A 17,945-nucleotide genomic window follows, 5' to 3' on the forward strand; every position below is an offset into this window, starting at 1 on the left:
GAGGAGGGAATTCCTGCGAGAAGACTGTCACCTCGATATTCCGAACTGTAGCTAACCGCAGCAGGCCTGGTCGAGTTGAATCGGCGGACACTTCACGGTGCCGTAGGAGCAGAATACGCAGCAGTCACCCGCCTTCGGACGCAGCAAGGCATGGCAGCCCTCGCACTCATAATAGAACTGGCAGGCATCCGTCGGCATCGTCTCCAGTTTTTTCACACCGCAGTGCGGGCAGGTCAGGGTGGACTCGAGAATCGCTTGCGCCATCGCCTTATTTCCTTGCCGTCGATGGAAAGCCCGCATCGGTCGTCGCCTTGGTCAACATCTGCGCACTCGCCTTGTCTGGATCAAGCTGGACAGTTGCCGTCTTGTTTTCGAAATCGATTTTTACGTCCTTGACACCCGCCACCTTTTCGAGCGCCATCCTGACAGTGATGGGACACGTCGCACAGGTCATATTCTGGACATCGAGGATAACTGCTTGCGGTGTTCCGGCAAAAGCGGCTGCCGATGCTGTCAGCAGGACGCCGCCAGTCAGTGAGATAAAGCGCATGTGAATTTCCTTTCAATAGAACAGTGGGGCATACCAGGGAAATGTCAACAACAGAATCACAGATGCGGAAATGAACCAAAATAGGGCACGCTGGTTCTTCTGAACGCGGCCGACGGCGCAAGCATCCCCCGGTTCGCACGGACGCGGACGCACATACAGGTTATAAAATGCCATGCCGAGGAAAAGTAAAGTAAGTACCGTCAAGAAAGGACTGTAGGGTTCGAGAGCAATCAGGCGCGACGCCCAGCCGCCGCCGATACCCAGCAAGACAAGTATGAGCGGGCCAGCGCAGCACGCGGACGCTCCCAACGCGGCAAGCACCCCGGCAATCATCGACCCTTTGGTATTTGTTGCCATTCCCTCTCCAGCGCCTTTTTGACCAGGCTAGAATAAACTCCGTACCTGTATACGGAGTCAAGCGATGATGAAGATAATGAAGATAATGACGATAAGCCGTCTGGCCGCGGCGGCCTCTGTGAACCTGGAGACAGTCCGCTTTTACCAGCGTAGCGGGCTCATTGAAGAGCCGGCACGGCCGCGTAGCGGCTACCGCACTTACCGCGATAGCGATGTGCGCCGTATTCAATTCATTAAGCGAGCACAGCACTTAGGATTCACCTTGGGTGAGATCGCTGTCTTGCTCAAGCTTGAAGGATCCATGGTATGCGCCGAGACGCGCGAGTTGGCTGCAAGGAAGCTGGCAATGGTAGAGGTAAAAATATCCGATTTGCTGGCGATGAAGATTGCGTTGGTTGACATGGTCGGCCGCTGCGACCGGGAAGGCGAGAACGGAGGATGTCCGATCATCAAGGCTTTAATCGAAGACTAATTTGGAAAATGACTGTCGCTTGAAGCGGGGGACAGATTTCAATTTGCTCCTGCGGAAGACGCGGTGCCAGTCAGGTACCAGTGTCACTGGGCGCTTCAACACGCTGCTTGACCTTGCCATAATTGGAAGGTTTACAGTGCAAGCGAGTCGTAGCGGGCGGGATCATAACGCTAGCTGGTCCGAAAGCCCACCGCAATCTATTCCTGGAGGTGACATGAAGCACGAATCTCACGTACACGCGGGCCACGGACATGTGATTGATCATTGCACGCATTCAACCCTGCAGGACGGCCCCGCGACACACGCTGAAGCGGCCCCTGTCGTATCCGAAGCTCTCTCGTCTGAACAGGTCGACGAGCCGTACTCAGGGACTGTCTATACCTGCCCGATGCACCCGGAAATCCGGCAAGACGCGCCCGGAAACTGTCCGAAATGCGGAATGGCGCTCGAGCCCCTGATGCCGTCGCTCGACGACGAGGGAAGTCCCGAGCTCGGCGATTTCAAACGCCGTTTCTGGTGGACCCTGCCGCTGACGGTCGCCGTGACCGCCTTGGCGATGGCGGGACACCGGCTCTTCGACGGCGGATTGGCTTACCAAAGCTGGATCGAGCTGGTATTGAGCACGCCCGTGGTGCTGTGGGCAGGCGCTCCTTTCTTCGTGCGTGGTGTTCAGTCGATCAAGAACCGCAGTCCGAACATGTGGACGCTGATCAGTACCGGCGTGGCCGCCGCGTATGGCTACAGCATCGTCGCCACTCTGGCGCCCGGCCTGTTCCCGTCGGATTTCGCCATGCACGGACGCATCGGCGTGTATTACGAAGCCGCGGCGGTAATCGTATCCCTGACCTTGCTCGGGCAGATCCTCGAGCTGCGCGCGCGCTCGCAAACCTCGGCGGCGATCAAGTCATTGCTGGGGCTTGCGCCCAAGACGGCGAGGCGCATCCGCGCCGACGGAGACGAGGAGGATGTCGAGCTGTCCCATGTTCACATCGGCGACATGTTGCGCGTGCGGCCCGGAGAGAAGGTGCCGGTGGACGGAAGCGTGCTGGAAGGCGAGAGCGCCATCGACGAGGCCATGCTGACGGGCGAGCCACTACCGGTCATGAAGAGGGCCGGCGACAAGGTCATCGGTGCGACGATCAATACGAGTGGCAGCCTGATCATCCGGGCTGAACGGGTAGGCGCGCAGACCATGCTGTCGCAGATTGTCCAGATGGTTGCGCATGCGCAACGCTCGCGGGCGCCCATGCAGCGCCTGGCCGACGTGGTGGCCGGCTACTTCGTCCTGACGGTGGTCGCCATCGCACTCCTGACCCTGGTCGGGTGGGGCCTGTGGGGGCCGGAGCCGAGTTGGGTGTACGGATTCGTCAATGCCGTGTCGGTGTTGATCATCGCCTGTCCATGTGCGCTCGGGCTGGCGACCCCGATGTCAATCATGGCGGCGACCGGCCGCGCCGCGACGCAGGGCGTATTGTTTCGCGACGCGGCGGCGATCGAAGCCATGCGCACGGTCGACACGATTATCGTCGACAAGACCGGCACGCTGACCGAAGGCAGGCCCGCATTCGATCGCGCGATCGCGGCCGAGGGGTTCGAGGACGACGAGGTGCTCCGGATCGCGGCGAGCATCGACCAGGGGAGCGAACATCCTCTTGCGCACGCCATCGTCGCCGCAGCCCGCGAACGCAAGCTGCAGCTGACCAAACCCGAGGCATTCGAATCGGCGAGCGGGATCGGCGTACGGGGTACGCTCGAGGGGCAGCGTGTCGCATTGGGCAATACCGCGCTGATGGACATCGAGAAGGTTGACTGGACGCCCCTGCGGCAGGCTGCCGAGGAGCTGCGGCATGCCGGCGCCAGCGTCATGTACCTGGCCCTGGACGGCCGTCTGGTCGGACTGCTGTCTGTGTCCGACCCGATCAAGGCAAGCACACAGGAGGCATTGACGGCACTACACGACGCGGGAATGACCGTCGTGATGGCGACCGGCGACGGTGTCACGACCGCGAAAGCGGTGGCGACGAGGCTGGGGATTTCGGAAGTGCATGGCGAGGTCAAGCCGCAGGACAAGCTTGCACTGGTCGAACGGCTGCAGCAAAGTGGCAAAGTGGTGGCGATGGCCGGCGACGGCATCAACGACGCGCCGGCACTGGCAAAGGCGGATGTGGGGATCGCGATGGGAACCGGTACCGATGTCGCCATCAACTCGGCCCACCTCACCCTGGTCAAAGGCGACCTGCGTGGGATAGCAAAAGCGCGGCTGCTGTCGATCGAGACCGTGCGCAACATGCGGCAGAACCTGGGCTTTGCGTTCGCATACAATGCGATGGGGATTCCCCTTGCGGCCGGAATTCTTTATCCTTTCACCGGGCAGCTGCTGTCGCCGATGGTTGCGGCTCTGGCGATGAGCCTGAGTTCGGTGTCGGTCATCGGTAACGCGTTGCGGCTGCGCCGGGGAAGGGAGTGAACAATTGTGTGCGGGGCGATGATTTCCCTCGCCACTGAACAGCGCTGTTCGCCTGCCGGGCGCCCGTCTTTTACTTGTTGGCCACGGAAAAGGACATATGGAGATTATCGTCACAAAAGGAATGCTCGATGTCATGATGGTCGCGGGCGCGATCTTTGGCGTGTGCGCAGCCGGATTCGTCGGTTATTCGGAGGTGCAACGCCGCCGCGGCCGCCGCCAAAAGGCGCAGCTTCGAGATGCCAGGTCTGGCAAAACACGGAACGGCTCTCGTTCGCGTGGGAAGCGGAGGTGACGAAGCCCGTGCTAGAACGGCGGTGGGAGATTCCCCCTACGATTATCATTCGGATCTGTCCGCTATTGCACGAGAACTAAATTGATAATTAAAACCGGTCTGCTCTTTATCGCCACCGCCGTAGCCGAAATCGTCGGTTGCTTTCTTCCATACCTGTGGCTGCGCAAGAGTGGGCCAGTCTGGCTTCTGCTGCCCGCAGCAGTCAGCCTCATCCTCTTCGTCTGGTTGCTGACCCTGCATCCCGCAGCAAGCGGGCGTGTGTACGCGGCCTATGGCGGCGTTTATGTCGCGACCGCGCTTGTCTGGCTAAGGTTTGTCGACGGGATCAAATTGTCGACAATGGACTGGGCCGGGGCTGTAATCGCGCTGTGCGGAATGGCGATTATCGTCTCCGGGTGGACTGTTGAAGGAAACTGAAGCCGTCTAGCGCTGGCCTTGCATCCCCACGCGAATCTTCTAACATTCCGGCAACCTTGTCGGTTTCACTCCCATTTCGCAGTCAGAACATTATTTTGTCACGGACCGATGAGGGAAATACTGCCTGATTCATACAAGATCAGCAGTCCCAGAGCGATGAGCACGAAAGGTACGACTCGGTGGCCATACCGGCGGATCGGCGCGCCAATCGTTTTGTGGTTGGTCAGCCAGTGCGCGGCGACCAGCCAGATCGCCGTCATGATGATGAAAACGATGCCGATCACCGTGATGTCATACCGGTCTCTCATCGAGAAAATCGGAACGTAAATACTAATATTGTCGGCGCCGTTCGCAACAGTGACGGCAGTGACAGCAATCATATTCCCACGACCGGCGGGCGTATCGATGTGTTCACCGTCTTCATTTTCGCCCGTATGTTTTCGCTGCTCCCACAGGGCCTTCAAACCCAGAATGATGGGCACGATGCCCAGCAAACCAACGTAAGCAGGTGATACAACCAACGCAATCAGCGATCCGACTACGCTTACGCCAAAAAGCACCGTAATCCCGATGTACTGCCCCAGCACGACATGACGGGATTTGAATTTTGGATCGGAAAAAAAACCTAGCAACACAAAGATATCGTCGATATTTGTGGTGGCAAACAGACCTGCGGCGATGCCAATTAGCGAGATATAGTGATCCATGTATTGTTGCAGCGGGGCAGGTAATTAATGCTGCATTATCCCTGCTACACCAGAACCTTGCATTTTCAATGGTACATGCGCTCATCGTGATTCACACTTGTGGAGACTTTAATTTGGCATTGAAGTCAATCCGAGGAGGGTGGGATCAAATCGATTTCAGCGCGAGGTGCAGTCCCGTCATCTTTCGCTCGAATGACCAGTGAGAAATCCTGGCTGTTACTTAGGCCCACTGGCGCCCCATGATCTGCGTTGGAATTTTTACCTAGCGCCGCGAACGTCGCGAGCGCAATACCTGTGGCGGTTATTATTGGCCAATACGCGGTTACAGCCGCGAAGTGGGCCATGCTGGCTCCAGCGGCTAATGCCATCAAGGAAGGCGCGATGATCGGGATGCAGCAACCGGCGCAGGATGCGACGGCCAAGCTGATCAACGCGGCGTCGCTCGACATCCACTTTCGTTTACGTGTGATTTCCATTTTATTCTCCCGGTGTTTGATAAGATGAACGATGAGACCTCAAGCAACTTGAGGTGCAAACGTTTTTTTCGGGGAAAGCATGACGGATGCAAGACTGACGATCGGAGCCTTGGCTGAACGTACCGCATGCACGGTGCCGACGATTCGCTACTACGAACAGATCGGCCTGTTGCCGCGTCCTGCCCGCGCGTCGAATGGTCATCGGTACTACCGCGATTCTGACCTGCAACGACTTGGCTTCATCAAACGCTGTCGTGATTTCGGTTTTCCGATTGAGCAGGTACGGACCTTGGCCTCGCTGTTCGACGACGGTGGAAGGGAGTGTATCGAGGTACGCGACGTGGCGAAAATTCACCTCGAAGAAGTACGTCGGAAGCTTCATTTGATGAAGGAGCTGGAATCGAGCCTGGAGTTCTTCGTTTCCCGTTGTGACGCAGCGTGCAACGGCGGACTGACGCGCGATTGCGTCATCTTCGACGATATCGCGCGTGCAGACGGTACGACCTCCTGTGCCGGATCATGTGCAGAGACACCGTCAGTCCGTTCCGCTACGTGCGGCACCGCTGCTTTCACCGCACGCGAACTGAAACGCTGACATCGGCTGCCGATGACTTCGCCGGAGACCGGCTCGGTTACATCCGAACACCATGGCGCGGCGTCAGATCCTGTTTACTGCTTAATAGAATCGTCCCAGCGAGACCGCCGATGAGAAACACCGTCGCGATCAGCTGGGCCTGCGTGGCTTGGAAGCCTGCAAACGAAAATACCGGGTTCACACGGATCTGCTCGATCAGCAAACGCTCCATGCCGGCCAGGATGAGATATACGGAAAATAGCCATCCTGCTTTGAAAGGATGCTTGCGAATGATCCACAAGAGCCCAAAACATAACAGGGCCAGCAGCGTTTCGTATAGCGGCGTGGGATAGACCCCGGGCTGTGCGATAACTTCTCCATAAATGTTGTTATCGTAAGTCTGAGCCCATAGCCAGGTAGGCAGCCACTCAGGTTTCAAGCTGAGGTCGGCGCGTATTCCCCAATCGCCATCGCCTGACACCTGGCAGCCGACACGGCCGATTGCATAACCCAGCATCATCGCTGGCGCGACAGCGTCAAGGATGTCGCGGACCTGCAGGTGCCAGCGACGAACATATACCAGCCCGGCAAGCGTTCCAAAAATCAGGCCACCGAAGACGCTGAGCCCCGACCGACTCAATATCATTGCCCAGGGCGACTCCAGAAATTGATCCACGTTCTCCAGGATGTGAAACAGCCGGGCACCCGCTATGCCGGCAAGGAAGACAACCAAGGTCAGATTCGGAACCAGTTCATGCGGTGGCTTCGAAATCAATACGATGGCCCCGTCGGCGTTTCGTGATTGACGGCTCCCAGCCTGAATCAGCCCCGCTTCCCACATGCGCCGCAACTCGGCGTTAAGGCAGGCGGCGGCAGCGATTGCCGCGCACGCTATGAAGAGGCCAAATGTCGCGATCGGGAGTGCCACGTCGTGACCAGTGAGGGCTTTTACTACATCGCTCAGGTAGGGAAAGGACATTGTTTCGCCATTCGATAAATATTGGTGAAAGGCGAGCTTAGTACCTGAAGTGGCTTTAGGTGCAATGAACATTGCGGCTTTCTCTGGCCGGCTTGACCTTCCAATGATGGTAAGGTGTACGGTGTGATCCTGCTGAACACTTACAGAGGAAACACCTTTATGTCGCACAAGGACTTGGTGGGCAACGGCCCTGCGATGATCAGTCTGCCGATCGAGGGCATGACTTGCGCTTCCTGCGTCGGGCGCGTGGAAGCGGCGCTTCGAAAGGTCGCAGGCGTCGACAGCGTTGCGGTCAACCTGGCTACCGAACGAGCCGAGGTACGGTCGAGCGGAGGCAGCGCAGTCGATCGGGCTGCGCTGGTTCAGGCAGTTGAGGCGGCGGGCTACGATGTCCCTGCGCAGACGATCGAATTGTCAATCGACGGGATGACCTGTGCGTCGTGCGTCGGCAGGGTCGAACGTGCGCTGCAAGCCGTGCCGGGCGTCGTTCGGGCCACCGTGAACCTGGCCACCGAACGAGCGACCGTTCGCGGGTTGGCAGCGGCCGACGCGCTTGTCGCAGCAATCGACAAGGCGGGCTACGAAGCCCGGATCGTCACTGCCATTGCACGGCCCGGCGATGACGACGCGACGGCCAGGAAGGATGCCGAGCGGCTGGCGATCAAGCGCGACCTGGTGCTTGCGTCCGTTCTTGCGCTGCCAGTGTTCATTCTCGAGATGGGCTCGCACCTGGTTCCGGCGATGCACCACTGGGTCATGGGCACGATTAGCCAGGCGCCAAGCTGGTACCTGCAGTTCATGCTGACGACAATCATTTTGCTGATCCCGGGCCGCCGTTTCTTTACCAAAGGTTTGCCCGCACTGGCGCGGCTCGCTCCCGACATGAATTCGCTAGTGGCGGTTGGCACACTGGCCGCCTATGCGTACTCGTCCGTCGCCACCTTCGTGCCGCGTGTTCTGCCGGTGGGTACGGTCAATGTCTACTACGAAGCGGCAGCCGTGATCGTGGCGCTAATCCTGCTGGGGCGCTATCTCGAGGCCCAGGCGAAGGGAAGGACGTCGCAGGCCATCGGGCGGCTGGTCGGTCTCCAGCCGACAGTTGCGCACGTGGTACGCAACGGACGCGCGAGCGATATCCCGATTGTAGAAGTCGCAGCAAATGATGTCGTCGAGGTACGCCCTGGGGAACGGGTACCGGTCGACGGTGAGATCATCGACGGCGACAGCTACGTTGACGAATCGATGATCACGGGGGAGCCCGTCCCGGTCAAGAAAAGCGCAGGCAGTGCAGTGGTAGGTGGAACCATCAATCAGACGGGCGCCTTCAGGTTGCGCGCCACCGCTGTGGGTGGCGACACGGTCCTCGCCCAGATCATCCGCCTCGTCGAGCAGGCGCAGGGCTCCAAGCTGCCCATCCAGGCTGTCGTCGACAAGGTAACGATGTGGTTCGTACCCGCCGTGATGGCTGCTGCCTTGCTCACCTTCCTGGCCTGGCTCGTCTTCGGCCCTGCGCCAGCCTTGACGTTCGCCTTGGTTAACGCCGTGGCTGTGCTCATTATCGCGTGCCCATGCGCCATGGGCTTGGCGACACCGACGTCGATCATGGTTGGCACCGGGCGGGGTGCGGAGCTCGGCGTTCTGTTCCGGAAGGGCGAGGCGCTGCAGCTGTTGAAGGATGCGAGGGTCGTAGCGCTGGACAAAACCGGCACCCTGACCGAAGGAAGGCCAGTACTGACCGACCTAGAAGTGATCGACTCCTTCGGGCGTGCGGACGTATTGGTCAAGATAGCATCCGTGGAGTCGCGCTCCGAACATCCGATCGGCCGCGCAATCGTCGAGGCTGCCGAGGGGGAAGGTATGGCGATCCGGGCGCCTGGCGAGTTCGAGTCGGTCACCGGCATGGGTGTACGCGCCAACGTCGGCAACATACGCGTTGAGATCGGCGCAGACCGCTACATGCGGTCCCTGGGATTGGATGTCGAAACCTTTGCTCAGTCGGCCGAGCAATTGGGTCGAGAAGGAAAATCGCCGCTGTATGCTTCGATCGATGGGCGTCTCGCTGCGATTATCGCCGTGGCCGACCCAATCAAGGCGAGCACGCCGGGAGCGATCGCGGCCCTGCACGCACTCGGGCTAAAGGTCGCAATGATTACGGGGGATAACGAACGCACCGCCAGGGCAATTGCCGCACGTCTCGGTATCGACGAGGTGGTTGCGGAAGTGCTACCCGTCGGCAAAGTGCAGGCGATCCAGCGCCTGCGCGCTACGCACGGGCATGTGGCCTACGTCGGTGACGGGATTAACGATGCGCCGGCGTTGGCCGAGGCCGATGTGGGACTTGCAATCGGTACCGGTACAGACATTGCGATGGAGGCCGCCGACGTGGTGCTAATGTCCGGCAGTTTACAGGGGGTTCCAAACGCTATCGCGTTGTCGAAGGCAACCATCGCCAACATTCGACAAAATCTTTTCTGGGCGTTTGCCTACAACGCGGCCTTGGTGCCGGTGGCGGCGGGAGTGCTGTATCCAGGCTATGGGGTATTGCTCTCGCCAGTCGTTGCTGCAGGTGCGATGGCATTGTCCAGTGTCTTTGTACTGGGGAACGCCTTGCGTTTGCGAGGCTTTAAACCGCCATTGATCGGCGCATGAAAACGGAGAACACATATGAACATCGGTGAAGCATCCAAGGCATCGGGCGTCTCGGCGAAGATGATCCGCTACTACGAAGACACGGGCCTGATCCCGGCTGCCGCTCGTACCGAATCGGGCTACCGTGCCTATGGGCGTAGCGACGTCCATCGCCTGGGTTTTATCCGTCGCGCCCGGGACCTAGGGTTTTCAGTGGCTGAAATCAGCGAATTACTCAGCTTGTGGAGTGATCGCTCGCGACAGAGTGCTGACGTTAAGCGGGTGGCAAAAGCTCACATTGCGGAGCTCGAGGATAGGATTGCAAGTCTGCGGGAAATGGCGGACACCCTTCAAGAGCTGGTCGACTGCTGCGCGGGCGACGAGCGGCCCGATTGTCCGATTCTGGCTAATCTTGAACACTACGTCGATGGCGACACGAAAGCGCCGCGGCATTCGGAAACGATGGCTGGCTTTCGCGACAAGGTACCCGCCCGCAAGTAGCGGGCACCGTGCTTGGCTCAGCCGCTGGAGCTGCGAATACCCCGAAGGATTATCACGGCCGGATGACCGGTCCTGCCCCAAGGACGGGGCAGGGATGTTATCAAGCGCTCGGTGGAAAACCTGCCTCGGTCAGAGCGTGCTCAATCTGGGAACGCGTAGCAGAGGCGACCACGTGCATTGTGCGGTTCGGCGGATCGGCGGTTACCTGTGCACCAGCGTCTACCGACTGAATCGCCTTTGTCACGCCTCTGGCGCAGCCGCCACAGGTCATATTTTCGATGTGAAATTCCATGCAAACCTCCTTGTGAGTGTGAGAACAAGCATAAGGCTTACAACGATGGGAAGGTCAAGGGCTGATTTGTTGGTGAAACGGAGCGCATTAGGTACTCGATCGGCCTTGCTCCCAAAACTGGGGCTTGGCATTCCCCCACTAGCCCGGACACGTTCGACAGGTATGATGCCCCTATCGGAGGTGTGACACCAGTGACTTGTCATACCGTTTCGGTGGCGGAAAACGGCCGCAGCTCACACCTGCTTAGTTACTAAATGTGAGTAATCAAGAGTACACTGCAAGACACAACAACAAATCTGAGAAGGGCATGAGTACTCAAAAATTCTACTCGTACAGACTTTCGTTCCAGTTTTCTCGCAAAGGCGTTCTTGACGTTGATGAGTCTGAAGCAACCTCCGAGTGCCAAATTGCGATGAAAACCTCCGACTCGGTTCCTCATGCGTTGATCTCAAGGGGCGCGCCTCTATGCAATGCAGACGCGTTTCAGTTGTGCCACGGCGGCTATGCCTCTCCTGAAGAGGCGTGGACAGTGGCCCAAGCCGACGCCGTAGCCTTGTGTTTGCTGGCCGCTGATTTAGGGCTTGGCGTCGATATCGGAGGTATAGACATAGGTCCTTATTCGCCCGCCAAGGCGGCACCAGGAGGACTGACCTTTAGCGAAACTATGTTCAAGAATCTAGAGGAAGAGCACAACGTAAAGACCATTGGCCAGAAGCGCGGGATTACGGTTATCGAACACTCGAGTCGGAAGCAAGGAATCGTAAGTGCCGAGGTCCAGGGCGGCCTACTTATAGATCACGGACTTACGCCAATCGGCCTACTGCAACTGTGGTCGCTAATGGGGCAGCAGCAAGTGCAGCTTTCCGAGAAGGGATCTCTAGCCCTTGAGTTGTATAACAACTCTTTTTTTGAAAGCAGTCCCCGCACAACGTTTCTTACGCTCATTCAGATGCTGGAGTGTCTGTCAGAACGCCTTCCGCGTGCTGACGCAATACTAGGCCATGTAGAACTGTTGCGAACAGCTACAAAAGCCGCTCGAGACACTGCCAAAATTAATCAAAATACCGAGGAGCAAGCTGCATTTGAGCGCATAATGAGTTCGCTCGCCGAATTAAGGAAGGAATCGATAACTCAATCGATTCAAAACTTAACAGAGGCATGCTTGCAGGGAAATGTCATTTTAGACAAAACACCTGCTGACTTCATCAAGGCTTGTTATACGGCCCGCGGTGAGTTGACGCACACCGGCAAAACATCACTCACAAATGCAGAATTTTTGACACTTCTGACAGCACTCCGCCAAGTCTGTCTCAGGGTGCTTCGGCACACGATCGGCTACCAGTCCGTAGAAATTCCTCACACGGCAGTAACCGGCCCACGCTTGCTGGGCTCAATTCTCTTTACCGAGCGGAGCAACCGTACCGTAGCTGAAGTAGAGTCCAGAATTCGCGAGAAGACACCCGCCAGCTAGGCGCCAGGCATCAGTAGTGGACACTCATCAACTAGGCTACTACCTCCTCGAGTCGCAAAGTAACCGGGAAATATATATTAGGACAATTAAGATAACTGAACCGGCCCGGGTTTTGTGGAGGCTCCATTGTTTGAGAGAATGGGGCTATGAAGAAACAACCCAAGTATTCCCCGAAGTCATCAAGCGCGCGGTGCGCATGGTCAGCGAGGCCGCCAGCGAGTACAGCTCTCAGTGGGCAGCGATCGAGTCCATCGCAGGCAAGATCGGCTGCACACCTGAAACTCATCGATTTCACCTATGTCTTGAAGTGGCAAGGCTTCGTGTACGTGGCCTTCGTCATCGACGTTTTTGCCCAGCGCATTGTCGGTTGGCGAGTCAGCAGTTCGATGCGAACCGACTTCGTGCTCGACGCACTGGAGCAGGCGCTGTACGCACGTCAGCCCGAACGGAACGAGCAGGTCCACCATAGCGATAAAGGCTCGCAATACGTGTCGATAAAGTACAGCGAGCGCCAGGCAGAAGCTGGCATCGAACCGTCTGTGGGCAGCAAGGGCGACAGTTACGATAATGACTTGGCTGAGACGATAAATCGCTCTATAAGGCTGAACTGATCCACCGCCACACTCCCTGGAAAACGCGCGAGGTTGTCGAACTGGCCTCGCGGGAATTGGTGTCCTGGTTTAACCACCATCGACTGCTGGAGCCGCTCGGCTATATACCGCCGGCCGAAGCTGAGGCAAACTATTGCAAGTAACTGAGCAATCAGGCCATTCCGGCCTGACTCAAACTAACCGCCTCAAGAAAGCCGGGGCGATTCATTACTTCGTTTTTGGTGGCGTAACCTCCGTTTTCACTGATCTGGTTGCTGGTGGAGGAGGTGGGGGGGGCGGGGGCGGTTTAGTTTGCATGAGGACGTGGTGGTGGTGGTGGTGGTGGTGGTGAAGGACGCCGGTCATCACGAACGAGTCTTGTCGGTGGTGGAGGTGGTGGAGGCGGTGGCGATGGTTTAGTTGTCATAGATACTCCCTTTTGTGAAACAATCACGATCTCAGTAGGCTTGGTATGCAGTGATTTGTCAAGCATTCCAAAAAAATAAAAGATAAATGTCAGCGAAACGCAAGTAATAGCCCAAAGGAAGTATTTAATGGACAAATGGTATTGATAAGATCTCGTCGCATTCAATCCGGCATTTACTGACGCGCATTCTATGTATTTATTTAACACAGCGTCTTCTAATGCGCCTTCTATCAAGCCAGCCCTTTCTTGCTCCTCTTCGCCTTGATACAAGGTTACGCAACTATCGTAGTAACCTTTCCATTCTGTTGAAAAGGAAGTCATATTGTAGGTATGACCCCAAGCGGCCTTGACGCAAAAATAACCACTGATAATAATAAAGATCGCCGAGGTTATGCAGGCGCCTACAAATAGATATGCCCACCCATCCTTATTATCCCTTTCAAAGTTTTGAATCATGAAGCCGAGGGCGCCAATGATAGAGATCAGCAGTGCCAGCGGTATCTGTATCCGCGTATTCATCTGCTCTCTCGACTCCAACTCGTGAAAATATAATTTTTCGAAGAACTCAAATCTCGATCGGCGGTCCATGAAATATCGCTTTGCATAAGTAATGTATACGCACTTGCCAACTATCCGGAGTCGGTACCATATATATTGCCTATGGCCAACGATTAAGTTTCAGTAATAGGAACTGGAATGCGGTCACGTGCGACGCAAATTCCTTGACGGATAATGTAGCACTCAACAAAATGCCTTCCGGGGAAGGACGTGGTTTCGGTTCGTTCCTGGCGTCCGTCGTCCCCGAGGAGTTGTCCTCGAATCCCACGTTCTTCTGCAAAAGGGCCACGGTTCCGTACCTTCCATAGAACATTATATGGTTGTGGAACATTGCACTCTACAATATGAAAACGCAGTTTCCTGTTTAGTTGAAGCCATGGGAACGTAGTTTCGATAAAGCGGAATACGCGTTCACGCGAACCGCGAAACAGAACTTCGCATGCCAGCCCAAGCTCATACTGAATGTCGACTGGATACTCATCCTCGACAAACTGTTCAGTAGAGCGCGCGCTACTTGCTTTTGTAACAGCTTCAGTGGCTATTGCGGAAGTAGCTGTACTTGGGAAGTGACGTCCAAAAATCTTTTTCCAAGCTTTTTCCTTCGCTCTGTCTGTGTCAGCGTCCAGTGCTTCCTGCGCCTTCTGTGCGGCTTTTTTTGCTTTGGATTGAAATCGGCCACTAGTATAAACGCGGTCATCGCTGCCTGGAGCTTTCCAGTAGTTCTGGTCTGCTTGTTCACTGAGGTAGTCAAAGAGTTCTTTTACCAGCAACGGATAACTAGCATATCCCTTATTATCGAAACTTGTATTTCCTTTAAAGAAGTTGTAGCACAGGGTATCGATGAGCATGCCGCTCATGGCAGCGCCATGCTTATTCTTCCATGCACGTACCATTTTGCATACGCGTTTGAGGTTGCGGCTGGAGCGGTCATGAATATCCTGAACGGCTTCTATTTCGTCCCGCGGGTGGCACCATTTCCAACTTCCGCCGTCGTTTGCATCTGGATATTTGTAGCGGCGATCCGCCTCTACAAAAGTTGGTAACACTTCGACTCTGTAATTCTTGAAATCGACAGTAACAACTTGGCCGTCGGAACGAATAGGAGTATTTGGATATAAAACCTTTAATTTTTCTCGAATCTCATCAAGGAGAATCTTCTGGCAGTTGCCAGGGCGCTTTTGAATGCGATCATGGACGGCCCAAGGCAACTCGAATGCCATGTCAAGATCGCTGACTCCGTGAATAGCAGTGTTGCGGCCGTACGATCCTACTTGTAAGCAGTGCGCATATTCTGACTCTGTGTCCCAGTAGTCCTTGTTCAAGCGCCTTGTTATCGCCAGATATCTGCCGGAGATCTCTTCAGAATTTTTTACTGACAAATTTTTACGGAACTGTTCAAATAGCGTTGCACTCAAAGTGATTCCAATTAGCAGAAAGATTTATAAAATGACATATATCCGAACGTGCATACGCTTGCGATGAGTATTCCAGAAAGAGTTAAAGTGGTCGTTAAGGGGATCTTGTCTTTAAAAAAGCTAAATTCAATCTGTTCTTCGATCCAGCCGATCTGTTGTTGCCAAAAAAATTTGTAGTGTGCAGCGGTATCGCTTAAAAATATTTGTCGCGAGATACCGGCTCCATTAGCCGCTGATCGAATGCGAGTGTACTCAACTACACACGATGAGAAATCGGAATCGATCGGCATTGACTTTACATGCGAGTAGATCGAGCGCAACTCCTGAAAGTGCTCCGTCAGCTTTTCGCCGGCTTTCATATATGCAGCCTTGTCATAGAAACTCATGTACAGGCTTGCAACGGCCAAAATTATAAGCATTGCCGAAGGAAGCTTCTCGCTCAAAGTTGAAAAAACGAGGGCTAAAACTCCGATCGCGAGCGATATAAAGCCAATCCACCCAGGAATTTTGTCGACAAACTCTGCCGTGGCAAAGTGCTTTTTTGCCCCATAGCCAACGTTATATCCAGATTCAGCGATCTGTTTCAGCAGTTCTGCTTGATTCATTTAGGGTCTGCGCAAATGCGGGTTGTGGGACTGTTGGTGAAAGTGCCGTAAGGAAAGATGCGACGGTTTCCCAGAAACGTATGTCGCTTGTGGAAAATAATTCTAAAGTAAAACGATGGTAAAGTGAGAGTTATCCACAATTCTGGTGCCAAGGTCGGCACTTTCTAATATGCCGATGCCTAATTTCGAGCAAGCCAATGTGCTCGCTTACGAGGATGTTCTTCGATTGCTCAGGGACAGGGTTCGATTTGAGCGAGGACGTCTCGGCTTCTCGCAGGCAGATTTCGCTGTCTCGTGTGGAGTTCCGCTCCGCACGTACAAGCGATTTGAGCTTGGCGAGTGTGATTCGTTAGGGGTGCTAATACGGATAGCACAGGGCTTTGGTCGAGCGCCTGGTTTCGATATGCTGTTTCCACCACAGCCGGTTGTAATGGCCCCCCGGCGAATGGATGCAGCCCTGTTGAGTATCCGGAAAAAGCTGGACGCAGAGGTGAGTAAAAGAGGCGTCGAGCAGGCCGAAGCGGCGTTGAAGTAAGGCGGAGCACACCAGAAAGCTTGGCCGGTCAGCCGCTGCGAGCCATGTTCTTGCTAAAGCTCATCTGCAACGTGCGGAAGCTCCAAGAGGTGTATATTATTTTGAAAAATTGAGGTAGGCCCTGCACTCGCCCTGCCCAGGCGGCGGGTGCACTGAGCAATTCGGGCGCCGTTTCCGGCTCAGTTAGGTAGGCAGCGAGGATGGACCGACCACGGTTTAGAGCCCTAAGGACCACAGCAACCTAAAATGGCGCGTAGTCAAAAAATGGACAACATGGTTCGAATTTGTCCATCACCAAGAACATTTCGATGGACATGCGAGAAATTCTATGTGCTTGATTTGTTTGAGGAAAAGGTTGTCCATTTAGGGGGAACTTGGGTGTGGGGGGCCAGCCTGCGCCTGTTCGGCGGCATCCGCGCCCTGTGCCGGCGCGTGCGCGCCAGCCTGCGCGCGCTGGGCTTTTCCGGCTACCTCAGCTGCGCGCCCACCGCCCGCGGCAGCTGGATGCTGGCGCGCCGCCGTGCCGGGCGCGTACTCACGGTCGCCACCCTCACGCGCCGCCTCGACCGCCTGCCAAGCACGCTGCCGCCGCCCGCACGCAGCTATGCCGGCTGGTTCGAAGGCATCGGCTGCTTCGACATCGGCGCCATGCGCCGCCTGCCGCGTCCCGGCCTGCAGCGCCGCTGCGGCCGCGCGCTGCTCGACATGCTCGATGCCGCCTACGGCATGGCGCCTGAACTCTTCGAATGGATCGAGGCGCCCACCGTCTTTCACGCGAAGATCGAACTGTTCGACCGCATCGAGAACGCCGAACAATGCCTGCAAGGCGCCGAGCGCCTGGTGCAGCAACTGACCGGCTGGCTGTGCGCGCACCAGCTCGCGGTCGAACGCATCACGCTGCTGCTCGAGCACGAGCGGGGCAAGGTGGCGCGCCCACCCACCGCGGTCGAGATCGCGCTGGGCGAACCGACCTGGCGCAACGAGCACCTGATGCGCTTGCTGAAGGAGCGCCTGGCGCAGGTGGTGCTGGAGGCGCCGGTCATCGGCCTGGCGCTCGACGCCCCCCAGTTGCAGCCGATGGCGCCGCCAAGCGAGTCGCTCTTTCCGGAACCCGGCGGCAGCGAGGAAGACCGCGTGCGCATGCTCGAACTGCTGGTGGCGCGCCTCGGACCGGACAATGTGCTGCAGGCGCTGCCCCAGGCCGACTACCGGCCGGAAGTGGCGAATGCCTGGGTGCCGGTGCAGCAGAAGGTGCGCGAATCCGTGCGTGCCTCGCAGATGCCGGCGGACGTACAAAGCCTGCCGCGCCCGACCTGGATCCTGGCCAAGCCGATCGCGCTGCTCATGCGCAATCACCGGCCGTTTTATGGCTCGCCTTTAAAAATGGCGTCGACGCCGGAGCGCATCGAGGCGGGCTGGTGGACGGAACCGCAGACGCGCGATTATTTTATTGCGGAGGGGCAGGATCACACCTTGTACTGGGTGTACCGGGAGCGGATCGTGGGGGCGAGCGAGGATGCGAATCCGCGGTGGTTTTTGCATGGACTGTTCGGGTGAGCCGCTGCGACACCAGACAGGTCTCGCCAGGCAAAGGGAAACGCGCCGTTTTTTGTTTGATCTTCATCAACGGAA

At 56.6% G+C, this 17,945-nt stretch carries 18 protein-coding genes and 1 pseudogene; 10 read left to right on the forward strand and 9 right to left on the reverse strand.

Annotated features, from left to right (window positions below; genetic code table 11):
- Positions 1–51: 51 nt before the first annotated feature.
- From NMB41_RS06810 to NMB41_RS06820, 3 genes are read right to left on the reverse strand one after another with little or no spacing between them, the layout of a single operon-like run.
- Positions 52–264: a GDCCVxC domain-containing (seleno)protein gene (locus NMB41_RS06810; RefSeq protein WP_494381717.1), complete on the reverse strand. Its 213-nt coding sequence runs from the start codon at positions 262–264 to the stop codon at positions 52–54.
- A 4-nt stretch (positions 265–268) separates the two neighbouring features.
- On the reverse strand, positions 269–550 hold the full coding sequence (locus NMB41_RS06815) for a cation transporter (RefSeq protein WP_494381718.1): 282 nt from the start codon (positions 548–550) through the stop codon (positions 269–271).
- A gap of 12 nt (positions 551–562) precedes the next feature.
- Positions 563–907: a mercuric transporter MerT family protein gene (locus tag NMB41_RS06820; RefSeq protein WP_494381719.1), complete on the reverse strand. Its 345-nt coding sequence runs from the start codon at positions 905–907 to the stop codon at positions 563–565.
- Between the two features lie 64 nt (positions 908–971).
- On the opposite strand from NMB41_RS06820, the gene NMB41_RS06825 reads away from it, so the two are divergent.
- The 3 genes from NMB41_RS06825 to NMB41_RS06835 all read left to right on the forward strand — a co-directional run bounded on the left by NMB41_RS06825 (position 972) and on the right by NMB41_RS06835 (position 4,555).
- On the forward strand, positions 972–1,379 hold the full coding sequence (locus NMB41_RS06825; protein ID WP_494381720.1) for a MerR family transcriptional regulator: 408 nt from the start codon (positions 972–974) through the stop codon (positions 1,377–1,379).
- A gap of 388 nt (positions 1,380–1,767) precedes the next feature.
- Positions 1,768–3,846: a copper-transporting P-type ATPase gene (locus tag NMB41_RS06830; RefSeq protein ID WP_494382802.1), complete on the forward strand. Its 2,079-nt coding sequence runs from the start codon at positions 1,768–1,770 to the stop codon at positions 3,844–3,846.
- Between the two features lie 373 nt (positions 3,847–4,219).
- Complete coding sequence (locus NMB41_RS06835; protein ID WP_494381721.1) at positions 4,220–4,555, forward strand: YnfA family protein; 336 nt, start codon at positions 4,220–4,222, stop codon at positions 4,553–4,555.
- 98 nt (positions 4,556–4,653) lie between these two features.
- Here the strand turns inward: NMB41_RS06835 and NMB41_RS06840 are convergent, their stop codons facing one another.
- Positions 4,654–5,262, reverse strand: a complete 609-nt coding sequence (locus tag NMB41_RS06840) for a cadmium resistance transporter (RefSeq protein WP_494381722.1) — start codon at positions 5,260–5,262, stop codon at positions 4,654–4,656.
- 342 nt (positions 5,263–5,604) lie between these two features.
- Here NMB41_RS06840 and NMB41_RS06845 point away from each other — a divergent pair, with 342 nt between their 5' ends.
- Both NMB41_RS06845 and NMB41_RS06850 read left to right on the forward strand, forming a co-directional pair.
- Positions 5,605–5,766 carry a hypothetical protein gene (locus NMB41_RS06845; RefSeq protein WP_494381723.1) on the forward strand — a complete coding sequence of 54 codons (162 nt, stop codon included), beginning with the start codon at positions 5,605–5,607 and terminating at the stop codon, positions 5,764–5,766.
- A 51-nt stretch (positions 5,767–5,817) separates the two neighbouring features.
- Positions 5,818–6,333: a MerR family transcriptional regulator gene (locus NMB41_RS06850; protein WP_494381724.1), complete on the forward strand. Its 516-nt coding sequence runs from the start codon at positions 5,818–5,820 to the stop codon at positions 6,331–6,333.
- Between the two features lie 37 nt (positions 6,334–6,370).
- Here the strand turns inward: NMB41_RS06850 and NMB41_RS06855 are convergent, their stop codons facing one another.
- Positions 6,371–7,363, reverse strand: a complete 993-nt coding sequence (locus NMB41_RS06855) for a prolipoprotein diacylglyceryl transferase (RefSeq protein ID WP_494381725.1) — start codon at positions 7,361–7,363, stop codon at positions 6,371–6,373.
- 87 nt (positions 7,364–7,450) lie between these two features.
- On the opposite strand from NMB41_RS06855, the gene NMB41_RS06860 reads away from it, so the two are divergent.
- A complete protein-coding gene (locus NMB41_RS06860) occupies positions 7,451–9,940 on the forward strand; it encodes a heavy metal translocating P-type ATPase (RefSeq protein ID WP_494381726.1) in 2,490 nt (829 codons plus the stop codon).
- 15 nt (positions 9,941–9,955) lie between these two features.
- Complete coding sequence (cueR, locus tag NMB41_RS06865; protein WP_494381727.1) at positions 9,956–10,420, forward strand: Cu(I)-responsive transcriptional regulator; 465 nt, start codon at positions 9,956–9,958, stop codon at positions 10,418–10,420.
- A gap of 100 nt (positions 10,421–10,520) precedes the next feature.
- On the opposite strand, the gene NMB41_RS06870 is transcribed toward cueR, so the two are convergent.
- On the reverse strand, positions 10,521–10,712 hold the full coding sequence (locus NMB41_RS06870; protein WP_494381728.1) for a heavy-metal-associated domain-containing protein: 192 nt from the start codon (positions 10,710–10,712) through the stop codon (positions 10,521–10,523).
- A gap of 307 nt (positions 10,713–11,019) precedes the next feature.
- Here NMB41_RS06870 and NMB41_RS06875 point away from each other — a divergent pair, with 307 nt between their 5' ends.
- Positions 11,020–12,183: a hypothetical protein gene (locus tag NMB41_RS06875; protein ID WP_494381729.1), complete on the forward strand. Its 1,164-nt coding sequence runs from the start codon at positions 11,020–11,022 to the stop codon at positions 12,181–12,183.
- Between the two features lie 281 nt (positions 12,184–12,464).
- Positions 12,465–12,937: pseudogene (locus NMB41_RS06880) on the forward strand (IS3 family transposase); the annotation flags it as partial.
- Between the two features lie 143 nt (positions 12,938–13,080).
- Here NMB41_RS06880 and NMB41_RS06885 read toward each other — a convergent pair.
- The 3 genes from NMB41_RS06885 to NMB41_RS06895 form a co-directional block, all read right to left on the reverse strand.
- Entirely contained in the window at positions 13,081–13,788 is a 708-nt protein-coding gene (locus NMB41_RS06885) for a hypothetical protein (RefSeq protein WP_494381730.1), read from the reverse strand.
- Positions 13,789–13,871: 83 nt separating this feature from the next.
- Positions 13,872–15,173 carry a nucleotide-binding domain-containing protein gene (locus NMB41_RS06890; protein ID WP_494381731.1) on the reverse strand — a complete coding sequence of 434 codons (1,302 nt, stop codon included), beginning with the start codon at positions 15,171–15,173 and terminating at the stop codon, positions 13,872–13,874.
- An 11-nt stretch (positions 15,174–15,184) separates the two neighbouring features.
- Positions 15,185–15,778: an SLATT domain-containing protein gene (locus tag NMB41_RS06895; protein ID WP_494381732.1), complete on the reverse strand. Its 594-nt coding sequence runs from the start codon at positions 15,776–15,778 to the stop codon at positions 15,185–15,187.
- Positions 15,779–16,691: 913 nt separating this feature from the next.
- Here NMB41_RS06895 and NMB41_RS06900 point away from each other — a divergent pair.
- Entirely contained in the window at positions 16,692–17,870 is a 1,179-nt protein-coding gene (locus NMB41_RS06900; RefSeq protein WP_494381733.1) for a Y-family DNA polymerase, read from the forward strand.
- Positions 17,871–17,945 lie beyond the last annotated feature (75 nt).

The organism is Massilia sp. FBCC-B171 (assembly GCF_059134155.1).